The 19,226-nt window shown below is 43.1% G+C and carries 16 protein-coding genes; 6 read left to right on the forward strand and 10 right to left on the reverse strand.

Going from position 1 to position 19,226, the window contains the following annotated elements; all coding sequences use genetic code 11:
- Positions 1-25: 25 nt before the first annotated feature.
- Both feoB and kdsB read right to left on the reverse strand, forming a co-directional pair.
- Positions 26-2,428, reverse strand: coding sequence for a ferrous iron transport protein B (gene feoB, locus EII32_RS04055; RefSeq protein ID WP_125234167.1), 2,403 nt, complete (start codon positions 2,426-2,428; stop codon positions 26-28).
- A gap of 73 nt (positions 2,429-2,501) precedes the next feature.
- Entirely contained in the window at positions 2,502-3,257 is a 756-nt protein-coding gene (gene kdsB / locus EII32_RS04060) for a 3-deoxy-manno-octulosonate cytidylyltransferase (protein ID WP_125234168.1), read from the reverse strand.
- 570 nt (positions 3,258-3,827) lie between these two features.
- Here kdsB and EII32_RS04065 point away from each other — a divergent pair.
- The 3 genes from EII32_RS04065 to EII32_RS04075 are packed head-to-tail and all read left to right on the forward strand — an operon-like array spanning position 3,828 to position 8,160.
- The gene (locus tag EII32_RS04065) at positions 3,828-4,931 is read left to right on the forward strand and encodes a phosphatidylinositol-4-phosphate 5-kinase (protein WP_125234169.1); all 1,104 of its coding nucleotides are present in this window, start codon (positions 3,828-3,830) and stop codon (positions 4,929-4,931) included.
- Positions 4,932-4,961: 30 nt separating this feature from the next.
- Positions 4,962-6,998 carry an alpha amylase C-terminal domain-containing protein gene (locus EII32_RS04070; protein ID WP_410524565.1) on the forward strand — a complete coding sequence of 679 codons (2,037 nt, stop codon included), beginning with the start codon at positions 4,962-4,964 and terminating at the stop codon, positions 6,996-6,998.
- A gap of 10 nt (positions 6,999-7,008) precedes the next feature.
- Positions 7,009-8,160, forward strand: a complete 1,152-nt coding sequence (locus tag EII32_RS04075; protein WP_125234171.1) for a DUF6057 family protein — start codon at positions 7,009-7,011, stop codon at positions 8,158-8,160.
- Positions 8,161-8,310: 150 nt separating this feature from the next.
- Here EII32_RS04075 and EII32_RS04080 read toward each other — a convergent pair whose 3' ends face one another.
- From EII32_RS04080 to EII32_RS04105, 6 genes are all read right to left on the reverse strand, one after another.
- Positions 8,311-10,371, reverse strand: a complete 2,061-nt coding sequence (locus EII32_RS04080) for an acetate--CoA ligase family protein (protein ID WP_125234172.1) — start codon at positions 10,369-10,371, stop codon at positions 8,311-8,313.
- Between the two features lie 219 nt (positions 10,372-10,590).
- On the reverse strand, positions 10,591-12,558 hold the full coding sequence (thrS, locus tag EII32_RS04085) for a threonine--tRNA ligase (protein WP_125234173.1): 1,968 nt from the start codon (positions 12,556-12,558) through the stop codon (positions 10,591-10,593).
- Between the two features lie 211 nt (positions 12,559-12,769).
- Positions 12,770-14,734: a tetratricopeptide repeat protein gene (locus EII32_RS04090; RefSeq protein WP_125234174.1), complete on the reverse strand. Its 1,965-nt coding sequence runs from the start codon at positions 14,732-14,734 to the stop codon at positions 12,770-12,772.
- Positions 14,735-14,740: 6 nt separating this feature from the next.
- On the reverse strand, positions 14,741-15,301 hold the full coding sequence (gene def, locus EII32_RS04095; RefSeq protein ID WP_233582301.1) for a peptide deformylase: 561 nt from the start codon (positions 15,299-15,301) through the stop codon (positions 14,741-14,743).
- A 31-nt stretch (positions 15,302-15,332) separates the two neighbouring features.
- Positions 15,333-15,752, reverse strand: coding sequence for a Holliday junction resolvase RuvX (gene ruvX, locus EII32_RS04100; protein ID WP_125234176.1), 420 nt, complete (start codon positions 15,750-15,752; stop codon positions 15,333-15,335).
- A 16-nt stretch (positions 15,753-15,768) separates the two neighbouring features.
- The gene (locus EII32_RS04105) at positions 15,769-16,275 is read right to left on the reverse strand and encodes an SPOR domain-containing protein (RefSeq protein ID WP_125234177.1); all 507 of its coding nucleotides are present in this window, start codon (positions 16,273-16,275) and stop codon (positions 15,769-15,771) included.
- Positions 16,276-16,512: 237 nt separating this feature from the next.
- Between EII32_RS04105 and EII32_RS04110 the strand changes: the two genes are divergently transcribed.
- Genes EII32_RS04110 through EII32_RS04120 form a run of 3 tightly spaced genes read left to right on the forward strand, consistent with a single transcriptional unit; the run spans position 16,513 to position 17,412 of the window.
- A complete protein-coding gene (locus EII32_RS04110) occupies positions 16,513-16,728 on the forward strand; it encodes a YtxH domain-containing protein (RefSeq protein WP_125234178.1) in 216 nt (71 codons plus the stop codon).
- Positions 16,729-16,733: 5 nt separating this feature from the next.
- Complete coding sequence (locus EII32_RS04115) at positions 16,734-17,102, forward strand: phage holin family protein (RefSeq protein ID WP_125234179.1); 369 nt, start codon at positions 16,734-16,736, stop codon at positions 17,100-17,102.
- A 16-nt stretch (positions 17,103-17,118) separates the two neighbouring features.
- The gene (locus EII32_RS04120) at positions 17,119-17,412 is read left to right on the forward strand and encodes a hypothetical protein (RefSeq protein ID WP_125234180.1); all 294 of its coding nucleotides are present in this window, start codon (positions 17,119-17,121) and stop codon (positions 17,410-17,412) included.
- A 7-nt stretch (positions 17,413-17,419) separates the two neighbouring features.
- On the opposite strand, the gene EII32_RS04125 is transcribed toward EII32_RS04120, so the two are convergent.
- Positions 17,420-18,115, reverse strand: a complete 696-nt coding sequence (locus tag EII32_RS04125; RefSeq protein ID WP_317125324.1) for an MBL fold metallo-hydrolase — start codon at positions 18,113-18,115, stop codon at positions 17,420-17,422.
- Positions 18,116-18,208: 93 nt separating this feature from the next.
- Entirely contained in the window at positions 18,209-19,225 is a 1,017-nt protein-coding gene (gene murB, locus EII32_RS04130; protein WP_125234182.1) for a UDP-N-acetylmuramate dehydrogenase, read from the reverse strand.
- Between the last annotated feature and the right edge of the window lies 1 nt (position 19,226).

The raw sequence follows: 19,226 nt of genomic DNA on the forward strand, positions 1-19,226 counted from the left end.
TTGTGGCAATACTTATTCTCGATACTCATAGTCCGATGACACGCCCTGCCTGATATACAACGGCAGAAGCTATCCATGCCAGTGCAGTTGTATAGAAAGCCGTAAACAAAGCCCATCGCCACGAGCCCGTCTCGCCCTTTATTGCCGCTATGGTGGCAATGCATGGGAAATAGATAAGCACGAATATCAGGTATGCGAATGCTGTCAGCGGTGTTATGCCATCGACCTCCATCTTATGTCGCAGGTTTACATACTTTGCTGTATTGTCATCGAGCGTGTCGTCAGCCACTTCTTCATCGTTGGCATAAAGCACTCCAATCGTAGAAGCAACAATTTCCTTTGCTCCGACACCGGCAATTAGCGACACATCAAGTTTCCAACCGAATCCCTGCGGATAGAAAAACGGCTCTATTGCCTTGCCCATCATTCCTATATAACTCTGTTCCTGCTGCTCCTGCGGTTCGAGCGAGTCGTCATGAGGAAAATATCCGAGTCCCCATACTATAAGGCTTGCCGCAAGAATAATACCTCCCATCTTCTTGAGATACTGTTTCCCTTTCTCCCATGTGTGACGTATGATTGCCTTTGCCGTCGGAAAACGATAAGGTGGTAATTCCATTACGAACGGCGTGTCTTCTCCTTTCACAATGAATTTGCTGAACAACCTGCTCATCAATACAGCGACCAAGATACCTATGGCATATAAAAGTATCATTATGTAAGTCCTGTATTCAATGGCAAAAAACGTTCCAACTATCATTATATATATAGGCAGACGTGCGGAGCAACTCATAAAAGGCAGCACGAGCATCGTTACGAGTCGCGAGCGTCGACTCTCTATCATTCGCGTTGCCATTACGGCAGGCACGTTGCAACCAAAGCCCATTATCAGTGGGATAAACGACTTCCCGTGTACTCCCATGCCGTGCATAAGTTTGTCCATTATGAATGCCGCACGTGCCATATATCCGGAGTCTTCCATAAACGATATGAACATATACAGTATCAATATCTGCGGAAGAAATACTATTACCGCACCAACACCTGCTATGGCACCATCTACGACCATGGCTCGCAGCGGTCCGCTTGGCATAATGTCGTTGAGCCATTCTGAAAGTGCTGCAACTCCCGTTTCTATCCACTCCATCGGATACTGCCCTATGTTGAATGTTGTGAAAAACATCAGATAGATAAACAGGAAGAACAGTGGGAAGCCGAGCCACTTGTGGGTTATCAGTGCATCTAATTTGTGAGTGATGCCGTAGTTGTAAGTCTCTTTACCCTCGGCATATCCTATTTCTTTCAATGCACCATGTATGAAACCGTATTTAGCATCCATAACTGCCGTTTCCGATTCTTCGTGTGTCTCTTTTTTCAACCATGAGGCAGCATCGTCCCTATGTTTGATAATTTCCTTGAAATCCGGAAGCAAGGATATTGATTTTTCTACCTGCTTGTCGTTTTCGAGCAGTTTTATGGCAAGGTAACGTGTCGAAAATCGCCGTCTTACATCGTGATATGCCTTAAGGTGTTCTTGAATGTCGCTTATGGCACTCTCTATGTATTCTCCGTGGTTTATGTGGATATGTCTCACACGTGTCTTCTTGTATTTTCCCTCATAAACTTGGATAATGGTTTTGAAAAGTTCGTCTATACCCTCCCCGCTCTTGAAAATTGTTGGTACGAGAGGAAACCCCAACAACTCACTCAACTTTGTATAATCAAGCGTGTCGCCGCGTTTTTCTATTTCATCGTACATATTTAATGCACCAACCATACATAGGTTCATATCAATGAGTTGCGTGGTTAGATACAAGTTTCTCTCAAGGTTACTAGTATCAATCACGTTGAGAACCACATCGGGGGTTTTGTCCACTATCTGTTTCCTCACATACAACTCTTCCGGCGAGTATGCAGAGAGTGAATATGTGCCGGGAAGGTCAACAAGATTAAATCTGTATCCTTTAAATTCCACAATACCTTCCTTGGCATCAACGGTAACTCCGGAGTAGTTGCCTACACGTTCGTGTGCCCCACTCGCAACGTTGAATAAAGATGTCTTTCCACAATTCGGGTTGCCAACGATTGCCACATTTATCTCGCGGTGTTTCTCCATAGCCTGCGAATGTGTACTTGCCGCCTCGCTTCCAATTGTCAGTTTTCCGGTATTTTCCGTTTCTTCGTCTTGAACAGATTTATCACTTGCTATTTTAACCACTTCTATCTGTGCTGCTTCGCTGTGACGCAACGAAATCTCATACCCCATGATTTTGTATTTCACAGGGTCTTGCAACGGGGCATTCAGCAAAACCTCTACGTTTTTCCCTTTTATGAACCCCATTTCAATTATGCGCTTTTTAAAACCGCCGTGGCCATACACCTTGACGATAATACCGCTCTCTCCTCGCTTTAATTCTGATAGTCGCATATCCAAATATGGTTTAATTCATGTAAAATTACGGAAATATACCGAGATAATAGCAAATTCCTTGTAAAAATACCTACAAATGATTACTGTGAAGAAAGGTTTCAGCCCTTTTCAAGTCATCGGGAGTATCTATGCCGATTGTCTCTGCATCAGTTATGCCTACTTTTATCTTATACCCGTTTTGAAGCCATCTCAACTGTTCAAGACATTCTGCCATTTCAAGCGATGATTGCGGGAGTGAGGTAATTTCTTTTAAAACTTCTGTTTTATAAGCATATAAACCAATATGTTTCAGGAAAGGAAATGAAAAAAGCCATGCGTCCTCTTCTTTTCCGCGAACAAACGGAATTATGCTGCGACTGAAATACATGGCACAATCGTTGTTGTCAACCACTATTTTGGGAGAGTTGGGATTGCGCAACGTGTCAATTCCCGCGTCATTGCCAAAAGGCTTGCCGAGTGTTGCGATTTGGGTCCTATCGTCATTAAAACACTTGCATACGGCAACTATTTGTTCCGGCAGTACGAACGGTTCATCGCCTTGGATGTTTATTATCACATCGGCATCAGTCCCCAATTTCACTACCGCCTCGTTTATTCTGTCGGTGCCGCTTCGATGTTGGTTGGAGGTCATAACTACCTTTCCTCCGAATTCTTTCACTGCACGAGCAATTCTTTCGTCGTCGGTGGCAACATAAACCTCTTCGACGGCCTTGCCCGCCTGTTCATACACTCGTTGTATTATAGTTTTTCCTCCGAGCAATGCCAGCGGTTTTCCGGGAAATCTCGTAGAGGCAAAGCGTGCAGGTATTATTGCAATAAACTTCATCGTTTTATTATAAATTGATGCTTTTGTTTTATGCTGCAAAATTAGATATTTTTTCCGAGATAATGTTCTCGTATATACAAAAAAACGTTTCGGCATGTATTTTCAAATAAAGTATTTTCCAATTTCGGCGGATTTGCAAAACAAACTCGGCGAAATTGATTACTAATTTCGCCGAAATTACAAACCTAATCAGCCAAAATTATATTGAGACTGCATTACTTGTGGAAAACAATGCACATCATTATTATTGTATAAAGATATAAGGTTATGCCATATATTGAGTTTTGCAAATCAATTTAGATGTTCAAAATTAATCACTTGCCACGGTAAAGACAAGTTTGTCTCGCGGACAAACCAAAATTTACATAATCAACAATTATATATTTATAAGCAATCTGTTGTTTTGTGGAGTTATCTAAAAAATATATGAAAATGCCGCGACAATTAGTTTTGAAAGCCTGCTTAAAAAAATAAAATAAGAAAAAAGTAATCTGAATTTACACTGTTTTCTTTTGTAATCTTGCCTTTTTTTCATAAATTTGCGTCTTGAAACATTAAAATTACAGCATAATGAAGAAGATTGTTATGGCTATGGTATTTGCCATGCCTCTCGTTTCAAACGCCCAAAAGATAACTCTCAGCTCGTGTGTCACAAAAGACGGGACAAACTACAAAGGCGAGATGTCGGGCGGAAAACCGCATGGAAAAGGCAGTGCCACATACAAAAACGGCGATATATACGAAGGAGAGTTTGTCAAGGGAAAACGCCAAGGAAAGGGAACATATACTTTTTCCGACGGGGGAAAATATGAAGGACAATGGTTTCAGGATCAGCAACATGGTCATGGTACTCTATACGACCCTGACAACAACAAATACGTCGGACTATGGTATCGCGATTATCAGGAGGGACATGGCATAAAATACTACTATAACGGTGACGTGTATGACGGGGAGTGGTATCATGACAACCGACAGGGATATGGAAAATACACTTTTGCGAGTGGCGCATATTATGCCGGACAGTGGGACGAGGACAAGCGCAATGGCAAGGGACTGTTCGACTGGGGAGACGGGTCGTCATACGACGGCGACTGGATTGACAATCAGATGAACGGCAAGGGTACATATAAATATGCTTCGGGCGATTCATATACAGGCGACTTCAAGGACGGAGTGATGAATGGTAAAGGGATTTACAAATTTCAGAATGGCGACATTTACGAAGGGGATTATTTCAAAGGGAAGCGTACAGGAGAAGGTATTTTCCGATATGCAAACGGTGATGTATATACCGGACACTTCGTCAACGGAGAAAAAGAAGGCAAAGGAACGCTGAAATGGAAAAGCGGAGACGTGTATGCGGGGCAATGGAAAAACGACAAGCAGAACGGACATGGAAAACTGACAAAGAAAGAGGGAGACGTTTTTGAAGGCGATTTCAAGGACGGCAATGTGGAAGGAGAAATAATAATACATTATTCCGATGGGAGCAAGTTCCGCGGAATATACAAAAATGGAAAACGTAACGGCAAAGCAATAGAAGTTGACAAGGCAGGAAACCGTTTTGAGGGTACATACAAAGACGACCTTCGTGATGGAGAATACGTTGAAAAAGATCGTAACGGAAATGTTACATCTAAAGGAACATACACAAGAGGAAGTAAACGGTAGAAAATGTATATCAGAAAAATAAAAACAAGCATGGCAAAGAAACAAGCAAAACAACAGAAGCATATTGGTCTTGTGAAAAATGATGCATATCTCGAACCGTTCGAAGAGGCGGTAAGAGGAAGGCACGAACATGCCGTGTGGAAAATAAACCGGCTTACAATGAACGGAAAGAGAAATCTTGCCGACTTTGCCAACGGATACTCATATTACGGACTACATCGTAACGCACGAGGCGGATGGGTATTCCGCGAATGGGCACCAAATGCCACTGATATATATATAATAGGCGATTTCAACGATTGGAAAGAGGAAGAGAGATTCCGTGCTAAAAAGATTGAGGGAACCGGAAACTGGGAGCTCAAACTGCCTAAGAATGCGATGAAACACGGAGACCTTTATAAGATGATCGTGAAGTGGAACGGCGGACAAGGAGAACGTATTCCGGCATGGGCATGCAGAGTGGTGCAAGATGACGAGACGAAAATTTTCTCCGCTCAAGTGTGGGCTCCCGAAAAGGAATATGAATGGAAAAAGACTTTCCGGCGTAACAAGAACACTCCGTTGTTTATATATGAGTGCCACATCGGAATGGGTCAGGACGCAGAAAAGGTGGGAACATACAACGAATTCCGCGAAAACGTGCTGCCGAGGGTTGTAAAAGCGGGCTACAACTGCATACAGATAATGGCGATACAGGAACATCCTTATTATGGATCGTTTGGCTATCATGTTAGTTCGTTCTTTGCACCGTCAAGCCGTTTCGGGACACCGGAAGAGTTGAAACTGCTCATTGACACGGCACACCGGAACGGGCTGGCTGTAATAATGGACATAGTACACTCGCATGCCGTGAAAAATGAAATAGAAGGACTTGGCAACCTTGCAGGAGACCCCAATCAATATTTTTATCCCGGAGAAAAGCATGAGCACCCTGCATGGGACTCGTTATGCTTCGATTACGGAAAAGATGAAGTGATACATTTCTTACTTTCCAACTGCAAGTATTGGTTGACAGAGTTCCGATTCGACGGCTTCCGATTCGACGGAGTTACTTCAATGCTCTATTACAGTCACGGACTCGGGGAAGCGTTCACAAACTACGGTGACTATTTCAACGGTCATCAGGACGACAATGCAATATGCTATCTTACGCTTGCCAATAAACTTATACATGAGGTAAATCCTTCTGCGTTCACAATAGCCGAGGAAGTGAGCGGAATGCCGGGACTTGCCGCCAAGTTTGATGACGGCGGATACGGATTTGATTACCGTATGGCAATGAACATACCCGACTATTGGATAAAAACGATAAAGGAAATATCCGATGAAAACTGGAAGCCAAGTTCAATTTTCTGGGAAGTGAAAAACCGTCGATCTGATGAGAAAACAATTTCATATTGCGAGAGTCACGATCAGGCACTCGTAGGTGACAAAACTATTATTTTCCGCCTCATAGATGCAGACATGTATTGGCATTTTCGCAAAGGAGACGAAAACGAGACGGCACGAAGAGGTATTGCATTGCACAAAATTATACGTCTCATAACGGCTGCTGCCATAAATGGCGGATACCTCAACTTCATGGGGAACGAGTTCGGACACCCCGAATGGATTGATTTCCCGAGAGAAGGGAACGGTTGGAGTCACAAATATGCTCGCCGGCAATGGAATCTCGTAGATAACAAAGAATTATGCTATCATTGGTTGGGAGATTTCGACAGGGAAATGCTGAATGTTATAAAGAAAGAGAAGAATTTCTTAAAAACACCTGTTCAGGAAATTTGGCACAACGACGGAGATCAAGTACTTGCCTTTATGAGAGGCGATTTGCTCTTCGTATTCAATTTCTCTCCTTCACGCTCGTTCACGGATTACGGTTTCCTCGTACCCACCGGCTCGTATGACGTATTGCTTAACACAGATTCAAAGGAGTTCGGAGGAAATGGTTTCGCAGACGACAGTATTACACATATTACAAATTACGACCCTTTGTATGTCGGGCAACACAAGGAATGGTTAAAACTATATATTCCGGCTCGCAGTGCAGTCGTGTTAAGGAAGAATTAATTATTGCACCATGACGTACAACAAAAAGAGCGAGAGCACGGTTGTAATACGCGTATTTTGTGCCATTGCTTTCTTCGGTTTTACATTCTGCTACATGTATTTCTATCAGTGTGATCTAATAGGAGCAATGCAGCATGTTCTTTCCTGTGGTCAGACATCATATTCAAGACCTGTCGGGGCGGTGATTGTCACACTCTTATTATATCTTTTGCAGATTGGAGTATATTCCATTACGAAACAAAACAGACATGCACATGCACTGACTTATTTCCCTTCGTTGATGTTGCTATGTCTCTTAACCGGCGTTGAAGACACATTCGACAAACATTTCGCGTTGAGTACATGGACTTGGTTATCTCCAATTCTGATAGTAATGTTTGCTCTTACAGTCTATCTGTTGATGAAATATAAGCCGTATATGTCGGACAAATCTGGTAGCGGATTGTTTTCTGAAGCATCATGGGTAAATATGCTCTTAATGGCATTGATGTTCTTTTCTGTCGGCATTTTCAGCAACGGAAACGATGTCCTGCACTATCGTATGAAGATAGAACGATTTATGAACGAAGGAAAATATGCAGAGGCATTAGACGTCGGAAAATCATCGTTGGAGACAGATAGTTCATTGGTAATGCTTAGAGCAAATGTGCTGGCACGCTCCGGACTGTTGGGCGAGCGACTATTCGAATACCCTCTGATCGGTGGCTCGGCATCATTATTGCCAAATGGTGGCAGCGTAAGATGCGTACGATATGACTCCGGTAATATTTATAGAGTGGCAGGGGCTGTTCCCAAAACAAAAATGACGGTCGAAGATTATCTCAAAACCATAAAAATGACGGGGCAGACGAAAGCCGGATATGCAGATTATCTATTGTGTTCGTACCTGCTTGACAAAAAATTGGATCGCTTTGCCGGTGAATTGGGAAATTATTATAAGATGGATTCCACATCGGTATTGCCGAAGCATTACCGTGAAGCACTTGTTATATACGAGCACAAACACTCAACAAATATTGACGGTTTCCACGATGATGTTTGCAAAGCAGATTATGAAGATTTTATAGCAATGCGTAAAAAATATCTACATAAAAAAGAGTGCCGTACAATCCTGCGTGATATTTATGGAAAAACATATTGGTATTATTACCTTTACATGTAAGATTTAAATGAAGGGGAATAACAATATTCAAAAAAATTATCACCACAAATATAAAAAGTACATAAAAGTGCAGTTCTACACTATATGTGTATTTCTGCACTTTTTATAAATCTTTCCACCAAGGATCAAATCAATCCTGTTTGACAGAATTTATTTCTCAACAAGTATTCGGGCATCAACCGCAACTACATCGTTCTCGTCGGCAAGCAACGGATTGATGTCCATCTCTTTTATTTCAGTGGCATGACGCAGTAGTATTGAAAGACGAACAATAATCTCTGCATATTTCTTTTCATTCAGTCCTTTCTGTCCGCGGACACCTTTTATTATCTTATATCCCCGCAACGAACGAATCATGTTTTCTGCCTCTGTGTTTGACAACGGAGCAAGACCGCTGGAAACATCTTTCAATACCTCGACAAAAATACCTCCGAGACCGCATAGCACAACATGTCCGAAACGCGGCTCATACTTCGCTCCGATAAACAGTTCCGTACCCTTTATCATCTTCTGAACCATTACTGCCGTTGCATCAGGTATCTGCATCATACGATCGTATTCTGTAGCAAGTTGTTCTGCGTTGCACACATTAAGTACTACACCTCCCACATCACTTTTGTGTACCGGACCGACAACCTTTACCACCACCGGATAACCACATTTGTCGGCAAAATCAACCACTCCTTCCTTATTGCAGCCTACAAACTCCGGTACGGTTGGAATGCCGGCACTGTCGAGCAGTTCGTTTACGAGTTTCGGTGCAATATATCCATTCTCTTTTATTCCATCGATTATATTTCGAATGCGTGCAACATCCACGCCGTCACAATTCATATTATGTTCAGTCGGTGCAGGAGTCTTCATAATCTGAGCGAGAGCGGTTGCAAGCACAACTTCATCTGAGAAATTGACATGCCCGTTTTTCAAGAACTCACTTACTTCGGAACCCGCAGTGACGACACTCGGGAGTATTGGGAAAATCGGTTTCTTGCATTCAAGCATTTTTTGGTGCAGTACATCGTATGCTTCATATAGTTGGACGAGACCCGGTGTTCCGAAAATAACCATTATGGCATCTATGTTATCGAACTTATTCTCACAATAGTCGATTGCAATGCCGAGATGTTCGGGAGTTCCTGTAGCGAGAATATCAATGGGATTTGCCACCGAAGAGCCCGGCAACAATAGTTCTTTCAGTTCATCGGCAACCTTTCCGGATATTGGCGGTACGTTCATCCCGCCTTTGGACAGAGCATCGGTAAGCATTACTCCGGGTCCTCCGGCATGTGTTACTATTGCGACGTTCTTGCCTGTAAAGCGCGGGAGCGTGAAGATGCAGCCGACAGTGGTTAGTTCATCGCGAGAGAAACAACGAACGATACCCGCCTTACGGAACAGTGCCTCCACGGCAGAGTCGCTCGAAGCAATGGCTCCCGTGTGACTCGATGCCGCGCGACTGCCACTCTCGGATGCTCCGGCCTTAATGGCTGCAATGCGGCATCCCTTGCGAATCAGTGACGTTGCGTGCTTCAACAGTTTGTCCGGGTCTGATATGTTTTCGATGTAAAGCAGTTTTATCCTTGAATCTTTCTCCGGATCGAAATGTTCGTCCATATATTCCAATACACTCTCTATACCGATCTGACGACCATTTCCTACCGACCATACCGAGTTGAATGGCAGTCCTTTGGTAACGGCACTCTCAAGTATGAACACGGCCGTTGCACCCGAACCTGATATAAAATCTACACCTTTCGGGTTGAGGTTCGGGATTGGTTTGGTAAATACCGAATGATGCCAGCGCGTTAACAAACCTATGCAGTTAGGCCCGATGAGTGCACATCCGTAACGTTCGCATGTTTCGAGTACTTGCTGTTCGAGTACGGCACCCTCTTTTGTCTCTTCTCCGAAGCCGGCAGATATTATTATAAATGCCCGTGTCTGCTTCTCTTTGGCAAGAAATTCGACGTATTCGGGACAGAATTTCGCTGCTACCACGAGGATTGCCATATCTGTTTTGGGCAATTCTTTCACGTCATGGAATGCCTTTATTCCCTGCACTTCATCTTCCTTGGGATTTACGATGCGCAGCGTTCCTTCATACCCTCCACTAATAATGTTGCGTACCACGGTACCTCCCGGCTTGTGACAATTGTTGGAACCACCGATTACAACGATGCTTTCCGGTTCTAATAGTTGTTTGTTAATCATAAGGTTTGTATTTTCATATAAGTTTGGTAATTCAAGATTTTATTATGGTGGCATTCCGTCATTTACGGAATAATGTTGCAAATTTAACAAAAAAGCAGTAAAAGCCAAAAGTTTCACAAAGTATTTTTATGTAATGTTCTTATTTTGACATAAAAAAACCGCAACGAATCATGTCGTTGCGGATTTGTAATATTTTACCTGCCTCACGGTAAAACGGTGTCATTTATCATCGGGACTGACATTTGTTTCTTTCAACATCTCAGCCACCTCGGCATTAATCTGTGCTGCGAAATCTTCCATCTTCAACTGTCCCTGATCACCATGCCCCTGCTTGCGAACGCTGACAAACCCTTCGGTCTCTTCTTTCTCTCCTACGATGAGCATATACGGGATACGCTTCAATTCGTTATCTCGGATTTTACGACCTATTTTCTCATTACGTTCATCAACGGTAGAGCGCACCCCAACATTGTCAAAGTAACGTTTCACACGACCGGCATATTCTACGAATTTCTCGGAAATTGGCAGTATTGCCACTTGTTCGGGTGTGAGCCATAGCGGGAACTTTCCTGCCGTGTGTTCTATTAACACAGCCGTGAAACGTTCCATAGATCCAAACGGTGCTCTGTGAACCATTACCGGTGTTTTCTTCGAGTTGTCCTCGGCAGTATATTCCAGTTTGAAGCGCATCGGCAAGTTATAGTCAACCTGTATCGTTCCCAACTGCCAACGTCGTCCGATTGCATCTTTTACCATGAAATCAAGTTTCGGACCGTAGAAAGCTGCCTCTCCATATTCAATCTTGGCATTAAGTCCTTTCTCATTACAAGCATCGATAATTGCTTGCTCCGCTTCTTCCCATACTTCATCCGAACCAATGTATTTCTCTGTATCCTTCGGGTCGCGCAGTGAAATTTGCGCCTCGTAGTTCTCGAAATTAAATGTTGAGAATACTGTCTTTATGATGTCCATAACACGCATGAACTCAGTCTTGATTTGATCAGGTCGGCAGAAGATGTGTGCATCGTCCTGTGTGAACGAGCGGACACGTGTCAGACCGTGTAGTTCGCCGCTCTTTTCGTAGCGATAAACCGTTCCGAACTCTGCTATACGCAATGGCAGATCTTTATATGAGCGTGGCTTACATGCGAATATCTCACAGTGATGCGGGCAGTTCATTGGTTTCAGCATATACTCCTCGCCCTCCTCGGGTGTGTGTATAGGTTGAAAAGAATCTTTGCCATAATGTGCATAGTGTCCGCTGGTAACATACAGGTTCTTAGATCCGATGTGTGGTGTTATCACTTCCTGATAGCCGTAGTTTTTCTGTATCTTGCGTAGCATATCCTGAAGTCGCAGACGCAGATCGGTTCCTTTCGGAAGCCATATCGGAAGCCCTTTTCCCACACGATCCGAGAACATGAAAAGTTCCATCTCTTTGCCAATCTTGCGATGGTCGCGCTTCTTTGCTTCTTCAAGCATTACGAGATATTCATCCAACATCTTTTTTTTAGGGAACGTAATGCCGTAGATACGCGTCATCTGTTCACGCTCGGCATCTCCGCGCCAAAAAGCACCGGCAACACTTGTTATCTTTATTGCCTTTATGGCTCCTGTTGACATCAAATGTGGTCCACGACACAAGTCGGTAAAAGAGCCTTGTGTATATGTCGAGATAGTTCCGTCTTCGAGGTCAAGGTCAATGTGTTCGCACTTGTATTCCTGTCCGTCGGCCTTAAATTCTTTCAGAGCATCACATTTTGATATGTCACGTCGCACCACAGGCTCGTCCTTGCGTGCCAGTTCCTGCATCTTCGCCTCAATCTTCGGGAAATCGTTCTCGGAAATAGAAACGCCTTCGGGAGTCATCACATCATAAAAGAAACCATTTTCTATGGCAGGACCAAAACCGAACTGTATTCCCGGATAAAGTTCCTGCAATGCTTCGGCAAGCAAGTGGGCACTCGTGTGCCAAAAAGTATGCTTTCCCTCTTCATCCTCAAACTTGTAAAGGGCTATTGTCGAATCAGAGTTTATCGGTCTGTTCAGTTCTACTGTCTCGCCGTTAACTCCGCAACTCACAACGTTGCGTGCCAAAGCCGGCGAAATACTTTCGGCAATCTGTACTCCGGTTACGCCCTCTTCGTATTCACGCACAAAACCGTCCGGAAAAGTAATTTTTATCATATCTACAATATATGTTTGTTTATCGTCTGCAAAGTTAGTGCAAATTGGAGACAATACAAAATAAACGCCGTTTATTTTTATTGTTGGGAGGCACACGAAAGAAACCGCCCCGGCAACCCATCTGCCAAGGCGGCTTTCCATTGTCTACGACAGTCCGGTCTTCCCTTCCCCGCTATTTCCCCTGCATTATTACGCGTTGCACGATCTTGGATCACTTCTCGCTAAACCTGCGTATCACGCTGTACGCGTCGAACAGACCAAGTTCCCCTGCTTTGCTGAGGTCTGCCATTCCTTTTTTCTTATTGCCATTTTTAAGATGTGTCATGCCGCGGTTGTAATACGCTTCGGCGAGATTCGGGTCTATACTGATTGCCTCGGTGTATTCTTCGATGGCACGTTCAAGTTCCTTTCGTGCCACATAAAAATTTGCACGATCGTACAATAAAAATGCACTTGAAGGATTAAGGCTTGCAGCTTTATTGAAATCATCGAGTGTACGGGCGGCTTTCAACTGTACATCAACACCTTGTGAAGCATTAAAATCATTCATCATCGATTGGCATACGGCACGCTGCCAGAATGCCATTGCCGAAGTGCTGTCGGAAGATATATATGCTGTAAAGTCGTTAACGGCATCTTCGAAATTCTGCATTTGAAGATATGCAGCAGCACGCTTCAATAACAATGGACGTACGGTATCCATGGCATTTACGGCGGCAATCTCTTCACTTAATTTATCTATAAGCGAGAAATAACGTTTGGCATCTTCCTCAGACATGGATTTACGACTGCATACGAGATACATATTTTCACCATTATCATTCAGACTGTTAAACTTCTCCAACTCTACATCAAATGCTGTGTATTTACGAATACCGTTCGCACGATTCCCGAAAGCAAGCATGAACATCGGCATCAACTGTTCATCAATTTTTCTATTCTGCACTTTCCCGCGATATTCACTGTCATATTCGTGTTCAACCGCCGGTTCGTCAGCAACAACCATTTGATTATATTTGTCCATATCTATCTCACTCAGTTTCCGTACTTCGCGAGTTTTCGATTTGCTCCATCTTTGTTGAATACCGAAATGTTTGTTGTTCTGAGCCTTGAAAATTCGGAACTCGTCTTGTTCTGCCCGTGCCGTCATACCGAGTCTCCGATAACATTGCGCCCTATAATGCAATCCTGTCCAAAAATTAGGAAATTTATTTATTACGGTTGTATAATCTCGTATGGCACCACGCAGGTCTCCTGTACGGTCTAACAGTAATGCCCTGTTGAATACTGCCATGAAATTCTGCGGTTCATGTTGTATTATAAAATCGAAATCGGCAATCGCGCGATTGTCGTCTCCCACTTGAACTCGCAGTTGCCCACGATTATAATGTGCCATGAAATTTTCCGGGTCAATTTCTATCGCCTTGTCATAGTCTGCCATTGCACCACGCAGATTATTTATGTTATATCGCGCAAGTGCCCTGTTGATGTAGTTGCCAACTATATTTGGCTTTAAGTGAATTGCCTTTCCAAGTTGTCTGTCGGCATCATGCCACTGTTTTCTCGAAAGACTTATCATTGCACGCACCATCCAGGCATCGGCATCGTATGGGTCAATTTCAAGACTTTTGTCAAGATAGTTGCCCCCTCCCAATGTATCTTCTTGTAGCAAACAGACTTCTGCTTTCAAGGAATACACCTTTGAAAAATCCCCCCACTTTACCATCATGGAGTCGAGTTCGGTATTTGCTTTGTAAAAATCCTTGTTTTCTATTCGACAAAGAACACGGTTATACCACAATCCACGGTTTGCCGGGTCGAATTTTATCGACATGTCGTAGTCAGATATCGCATCATCGTACTTTTTCTGCCTAATGCGGCAAAGTCCCCTCAACTCGTAAATTCCCGTTACATACGGATTGCGCGATACCGCCTCGGAACAATCATTCTCCGCACCTACATAATCATCAAGATAGTATTTCGCAACACCTCTGAAAAACCACGGTTCGTAAAGGAAAGGCTTAGCGTTTATGGCTTGGTTGAAATATTGTATTGAAAGCACATAATCCTCATAATAGAGCGCGCTTCGCCCCATTGTAACAAGTCTGTCAACATTATATTGTGCCATTGCCATCAACGGCATAAACATTGACAAGCAAAGGAGTATTCTGTGCATTTTTCTTTATCTCCTTGCCGGTTTAGTACGATATCCGCAACGATATTTCCCCTGCAACATCGACTTCAGCCTGTTTTTTATCATTGTTTTGCGTAGTGGAGAAATGCGGTCTGTGAACACCTTTCCATCAAGATGATCAAATTCATGCTGCATTACCCGTGCAAGATAACCATCTATCCATTCATCGTGTTCGTTGCGGTCGGTATCTTCCCAACGCACACGAATTCTTGTGGGACGTGTTACTTTCTCGTGTATCCCAGGCAACGAGAGACACCCCTCTTCCATTGTCTCTGTTTCTGTATCATCATATTCAACAATATGAGGATTTATGAACGCTTTCCGAAATCCTTTGTATTCCGGCAGGTCATCAGAGATAAGGTCGAGATCAATTATAACAACGCGTATGTCACGCCCTATCTGCGGAGCGGCAAGACCTATTCCCTCGCTTGCCGCAAGTGTGTCAAACATGTTTTGTATAAGTTCCGGCAACTCTGGAAAGTCTTTAGGAATGTCCTCACTAACCTTTCGCAATACCGGCTGCCCATAAATGTATATTGGTAAAATCACGATTTTATAATTATATTTTTCGATTTGACAATCAAGGGTTTCGCCTTCTTTCCATGTAACTTTGAAGTATGATGGTGGCAGAAATTTCATCTACAAGAGCCTTGTCTTGTCTCGCCTTCCTACCCAATCCTCCGTCTATCATGGCTCTGTGAGCAAGAACAGAAGTGAAACGTTCATCAACATATTCAATAGGAATATCCGGCTGAACTTTCTTCCAGTGTGCAACAAATTGCTGAACACGGGAAAAATTCTCGCTTGGCATTCCGTTAGGTTGCATGGGTTTTCCTATAACAATCCTTTCCACCTGCTCTTTTGCCATATAATTGACAAGGAATTGGTATAGTTCCGATGTAGATACAGTCGCCAACCCATTGGCGATAATCTGCAATGGGTCGGTGACTGCTATACCTGTTCTTCGCTTGCCGTAGTCGATTGAGACAATCCTCGCCACGTCTTATGTGTACCGGTTATTTAATCTCCGGCGAAAGCAGCCATGCATCGGGATATTGTGCACGGAAATCGTTACGGCTGCGTACTGCATCAACCTTGCTGTCGAATGTTGCCACTACTACGCGATACATACGCCTTGCCTCGCTGTATGCCACTTGTGCATTGTATCCGGCATTCTTTAGTTTATCTTGCAGACCGTAGGCATTGGCATCAACACTGAACGAACCTACGACAACACTGAAATTCTTCAGACCGTTACCGTTTACCACACGAACGTTTTCCTGTCTCACCGACACATTGTCGTAATTGTCAGTAACAGTGGTTTCCGTAATAGGACGTTCTGTTACAGGAGCCACAACTACCGTCTCTTCACCCATATTGTCGTTTGTAATGGCACTTACTCCAACATCTTCGTTAGCCTTAGCTGCGTCATACATCTTACGGTAAGCACTCTCCGACGATTTACAACTTGTGAACGCCATTGCCAGAGCCAAGCCGGCACAAACTAAAATGTACTTCTTCATAATCTTAATTTGCTATTTGTAATTTGAAATATTCTTGTTACGATTCATAATTAAACCGCTGCGAAATTACATAAAAACAATCAAACACTACAAAAAAGAGCGCATAAAGTTTGTTAAATGACACAAATCGTTGGGTTTTTCTAAAAAACGATGTTATTTTTTTGGAAGTTAAAGAAAGAATTTATATATTTGCAATTCAGTAGGAAACGAAATGTTTAACAAATAAAACAACAAGAAATGAAGACAGTTGGTTATATCAGCGCATTTCTCGGAGGCGCAATTGCAGGGGCTGCACTCGGACTGCTATTGGCACCGGAAAAAGGAACGGATACTCGGAAGAAACTCAGTGAAACTATCGAGGATTTCTGCGAAAAGCACAAACTGAAACTCAGCCGCAAGGAAATAGAGGATTTTGCAGACGACCTTGAAATAGCAAGTGCTGCGGAAGATTAATTATCATGTTCTCAAGCGACAGAAACATTGAAACGATAGGGCAACTCGTAGAAGTGCTTAGGCATTATGTCGGGTTGCAGACCGAGTATGTCAAACTTGACGTAATCGATAAGGTCGTACGCCTAATAACCATTTTCGTAATAGGAGCGGCATCGGCACTCGTAATGTTGCTTATGCTCATATATCTCTCTTTCTCCGCAGCATGTGCAATGGCACCGGCAACAGGCTACCCATTGGCATTCTGTATCGTGGCTGCATTTTATCTGATAGTACTTTTTATCCTATACCTTTTCCGCAAACCCATAATAGAAAGGCCGTTGGTAAAGTTTCTTGCAGAAATGCTGTTCGACAATGAAAAGAAAGCGGATATTTAAAAAACACTCGAAAGATATGGAAGATAACAAGAATATCACTCTCGCACCTGCAAATCCACCAAGGTATAAGACTCTGAAATCTATATCTGAGAGGAAACAACAGTTGCTGACAGGAATAAGGGCAGACCATGCACAGATGGATACATTGTGGAAAGATTTAACGACAAAGCACGAACAACCTACAAAAGGATTGAAGATGGCAGACATGTTGAATACCGGTGCGGGAATATTTGACGGAGCCATGCTCGGTTGGAAACTCTATCGTAAATATTATGGCTTTCTGAGCAAATTTAAGAAGAAAGATAAGTAAATTATTTTCAACAAAACACTTCTACCTCCTGCCCATCGAATGCGAGTTGCATGTCGGGTGGGAGTTTTTTGTTTACTTCAGAATGTAATCCTATGTCATGGCAACAATGTATGAAAAAAGTTTTTCGCGCTCCTACCTTTTCAGCAAATGACACTGCATCATCTACACTCTGATGGGAATGATGGTCGGGGGCATACCTCAAGGCATTGACTACAAGCGTGTCAACATCGCGCAGAAAATCCATCTCATATTCATTAATTGTCTTCATGTCAGTAATATATGCCAGTCCGCCAATACGATATGCTGTTATTGGCAAATTGCCGTGCATTACCTCAAAAGGAATTACTTCAAGTTCGTTTACATGCAATGGAATATGGTGTTTCAAACCAACAAGGTTTATCTTTGGTACTCCCGGGTAGTCATTATCGGCAAAGCAATAAGGCATAGTATTTACAAGTGCCTCTGAAGTAATATTGTCGGCATAGACATTAATTTCTCCAAACTTACAGAACGGACGGAGATCATCTATTCCTCCGGCATGATCATAGTGTATATGTGTCAGTAGTACGGCATCTATCTTACGATATGGCTGCGAAAGCATCTGTTGTCTGAAATCTGGACCCGGATCTATCAGTATCCTCGTGTTGCCGTGTTCCACCAATGCCGAGCAACGCAACCGCTTATCATGTGGGGCTTTACTCATACATACACGGCATTTGCAACCAATGGTGGGAACTCCAACAGATGTTCCGGTTCCGAGAAAAATTAGTTTCATTAATAATAATGTACTATAAAATCAATACTTGGGAAGAATATTAACTTCGGGAAAAATCTCTATACCGAATTTAGTCAATACATCCTTTCTTATCGCGTCACTTAGTGCAACAATCTCATCGCCAGTTGCTCCGCCGCGATTGACAAGTACCAATGCTTGCTTGTCATGCACCCCTGCCCTACCAAGCGAACGTCCTTTCCAGCCACAACGATCTATCAGCCAGCCTGCCGGAATTTTCTCTTTCCCGTTTGATAGCGTGTAATGCGGCATATCTTGATATTGTGCTGCAAGACTCTCATATTTCTTTTTATCAACAACGGGATTCATAAAGAAACTACCTGCATTGCCTTCTATGTCAGGATCAGGCAATTTTTGCCTCCGTATGTCTATCACCATTTGACGCAATTGTTTTGCTGTGGGCATGAAAATACCATGTTTCCGGAGTTCGTCGTTTATGTTGCCATACCCTGTTTCAGGCTCAAAATTTCCGGTGGTCAGCCGGTATGTCACCTTTGTAATAAGATAACGATTCTTCCATTCTCCTTTAAAACGACTGTGGCGATAGGCATATTCACAATCGGCAGCATTTATTGTTACCACGTTTGATGTATCAATCTCTACCACTTCTATAGTTTCTATCAAGTCCTTAATCTCTGCTCCATACGCTCCTATGTTTTGAACGGCACTGGCTCCCACATCACCCGGGATTAGCGATAAATTCTCGGCACCATGTAGATTGTTTGAAACGCAGAATATAACTACATCATCCCATTTTTCACCCGATCCACAAGTTAGTATTCCATTACCTTCGTAGGATATTCCTTTTATTGCGGAACGAACTACCGTCCCGTTGAAATTATCGGTAAACAAAACATTGCTACCACCACCAATGATAATAAAAGGAGATTTATCCGATTGCAATATACGTGCCACCTGACGTGCCTCTTCAAGAGAATAAAACTCAATGAAACGATTGCATAACACATCAATGCCGAAAGTGTTGTTACCAAGCAGACTATATTTTCTAATGTCCTTCATT

Source organism: Prevotella sp. OH937_COT-195, assembly GCF_003932845.1.
In the GTDB taxonomy this organism is placed as follows: domain Bacteria; phylum Bacteroidota; class Bacteroidia; order Bacteroidales; family Bacteroidaceae; genus Prevotella.

Coding starts and splice junctions, on each gene's coding strand:
- EII32_RS04080 (WP_125234172.1), bottom strand. CDS start 10,371: ATGATTAACAAACAACTATTAGAACCGGAAAGCATCGTTGTAATCGGT.
- EII32_RS04110 (WP_125234178.1), top strand. CDS start 16,513: ATGAAGACAGTTGGTTATATCAGCGCATTTCTCGGAGGCGCAATTGCA.
- EII32_RS04120 (WP_125234180.1), top strand. CDS start 17,119: ATGGAAGATAACAAGAATATCACTCTCGCACCTGCAAATCCACCAAGG.
- EII32_RS04105 (WP_125234177.1), bottom strand. CDS start 16,275: ATGAAGAAGTACATTTTAGTTTGTGCCGGCTTGGCTCTGGCAATGGCG.
- murB (WP_125234182.1), bottom strand. CDS start 19,225: ATGAAGGACATTAGAAAATATAGTCTGCTTGGTAACAACACTTTCGGC.
- kdsB (WP_125234168.1), bottom strand. CDS start 3,257: ATGAAGTTTATTGCAATAATACCTGCACGCTTTGCCTCTACGAGATTT.
- EII32_RS04070 (WP_410524565.1), top strand. CDS start 4,962: ATGGCAAAGAAACAAGCAAAACAACAGAAGCATATTGGTCTTGTGAAA.
- EII32_RS04125 (WP_317125324.1), bottom strand. CDS start 18,115: ATGAGTAAAGCCCCACATGATAAGCGGTTGCGTTGCTCGGCATTGGTG.
- EII32_RS04075 (WP_125234171.1), top strand. CDS start 7,009: ATGACGTACAACAAAAAGAGCGAGAGCACGGTTGTAATACGCGTATTT.
- thrS (WP_125234173.1), bottom strand. CDS start 12,558: ATGATAAAAATTACTTTTCCGGACGGTTTTGTGCGTGAATACGAAGAG.
- EII32_RS04090 (WP_125234174.1), bottom strand. CDS start 14,734: ATGCACAGAATACTCCTTTGCTTGTCAATGTTTATGCCGTTGATGGCA.
- feoB (WP_125234167.1), bottom strand. CDS start 2,428: ATGCGACTATCAGAATTAAAGCGAGGAGAGAGCGGTATTATCGTCAAG.
- EII32_RS04115 (WP_125234179.1), top strand. CDS start 16,734: ATGTTCTCAAGCGACAGAAACATTGAAACGATAGGGCAACTCGTAGAA.
- EII32_RS04065 (WP_125234169.1), top strand. CDS start 3,828: ATGAAGAAGATTGTTATGGCTATGGTATTTGCCATGCCTCTCGTTTCA.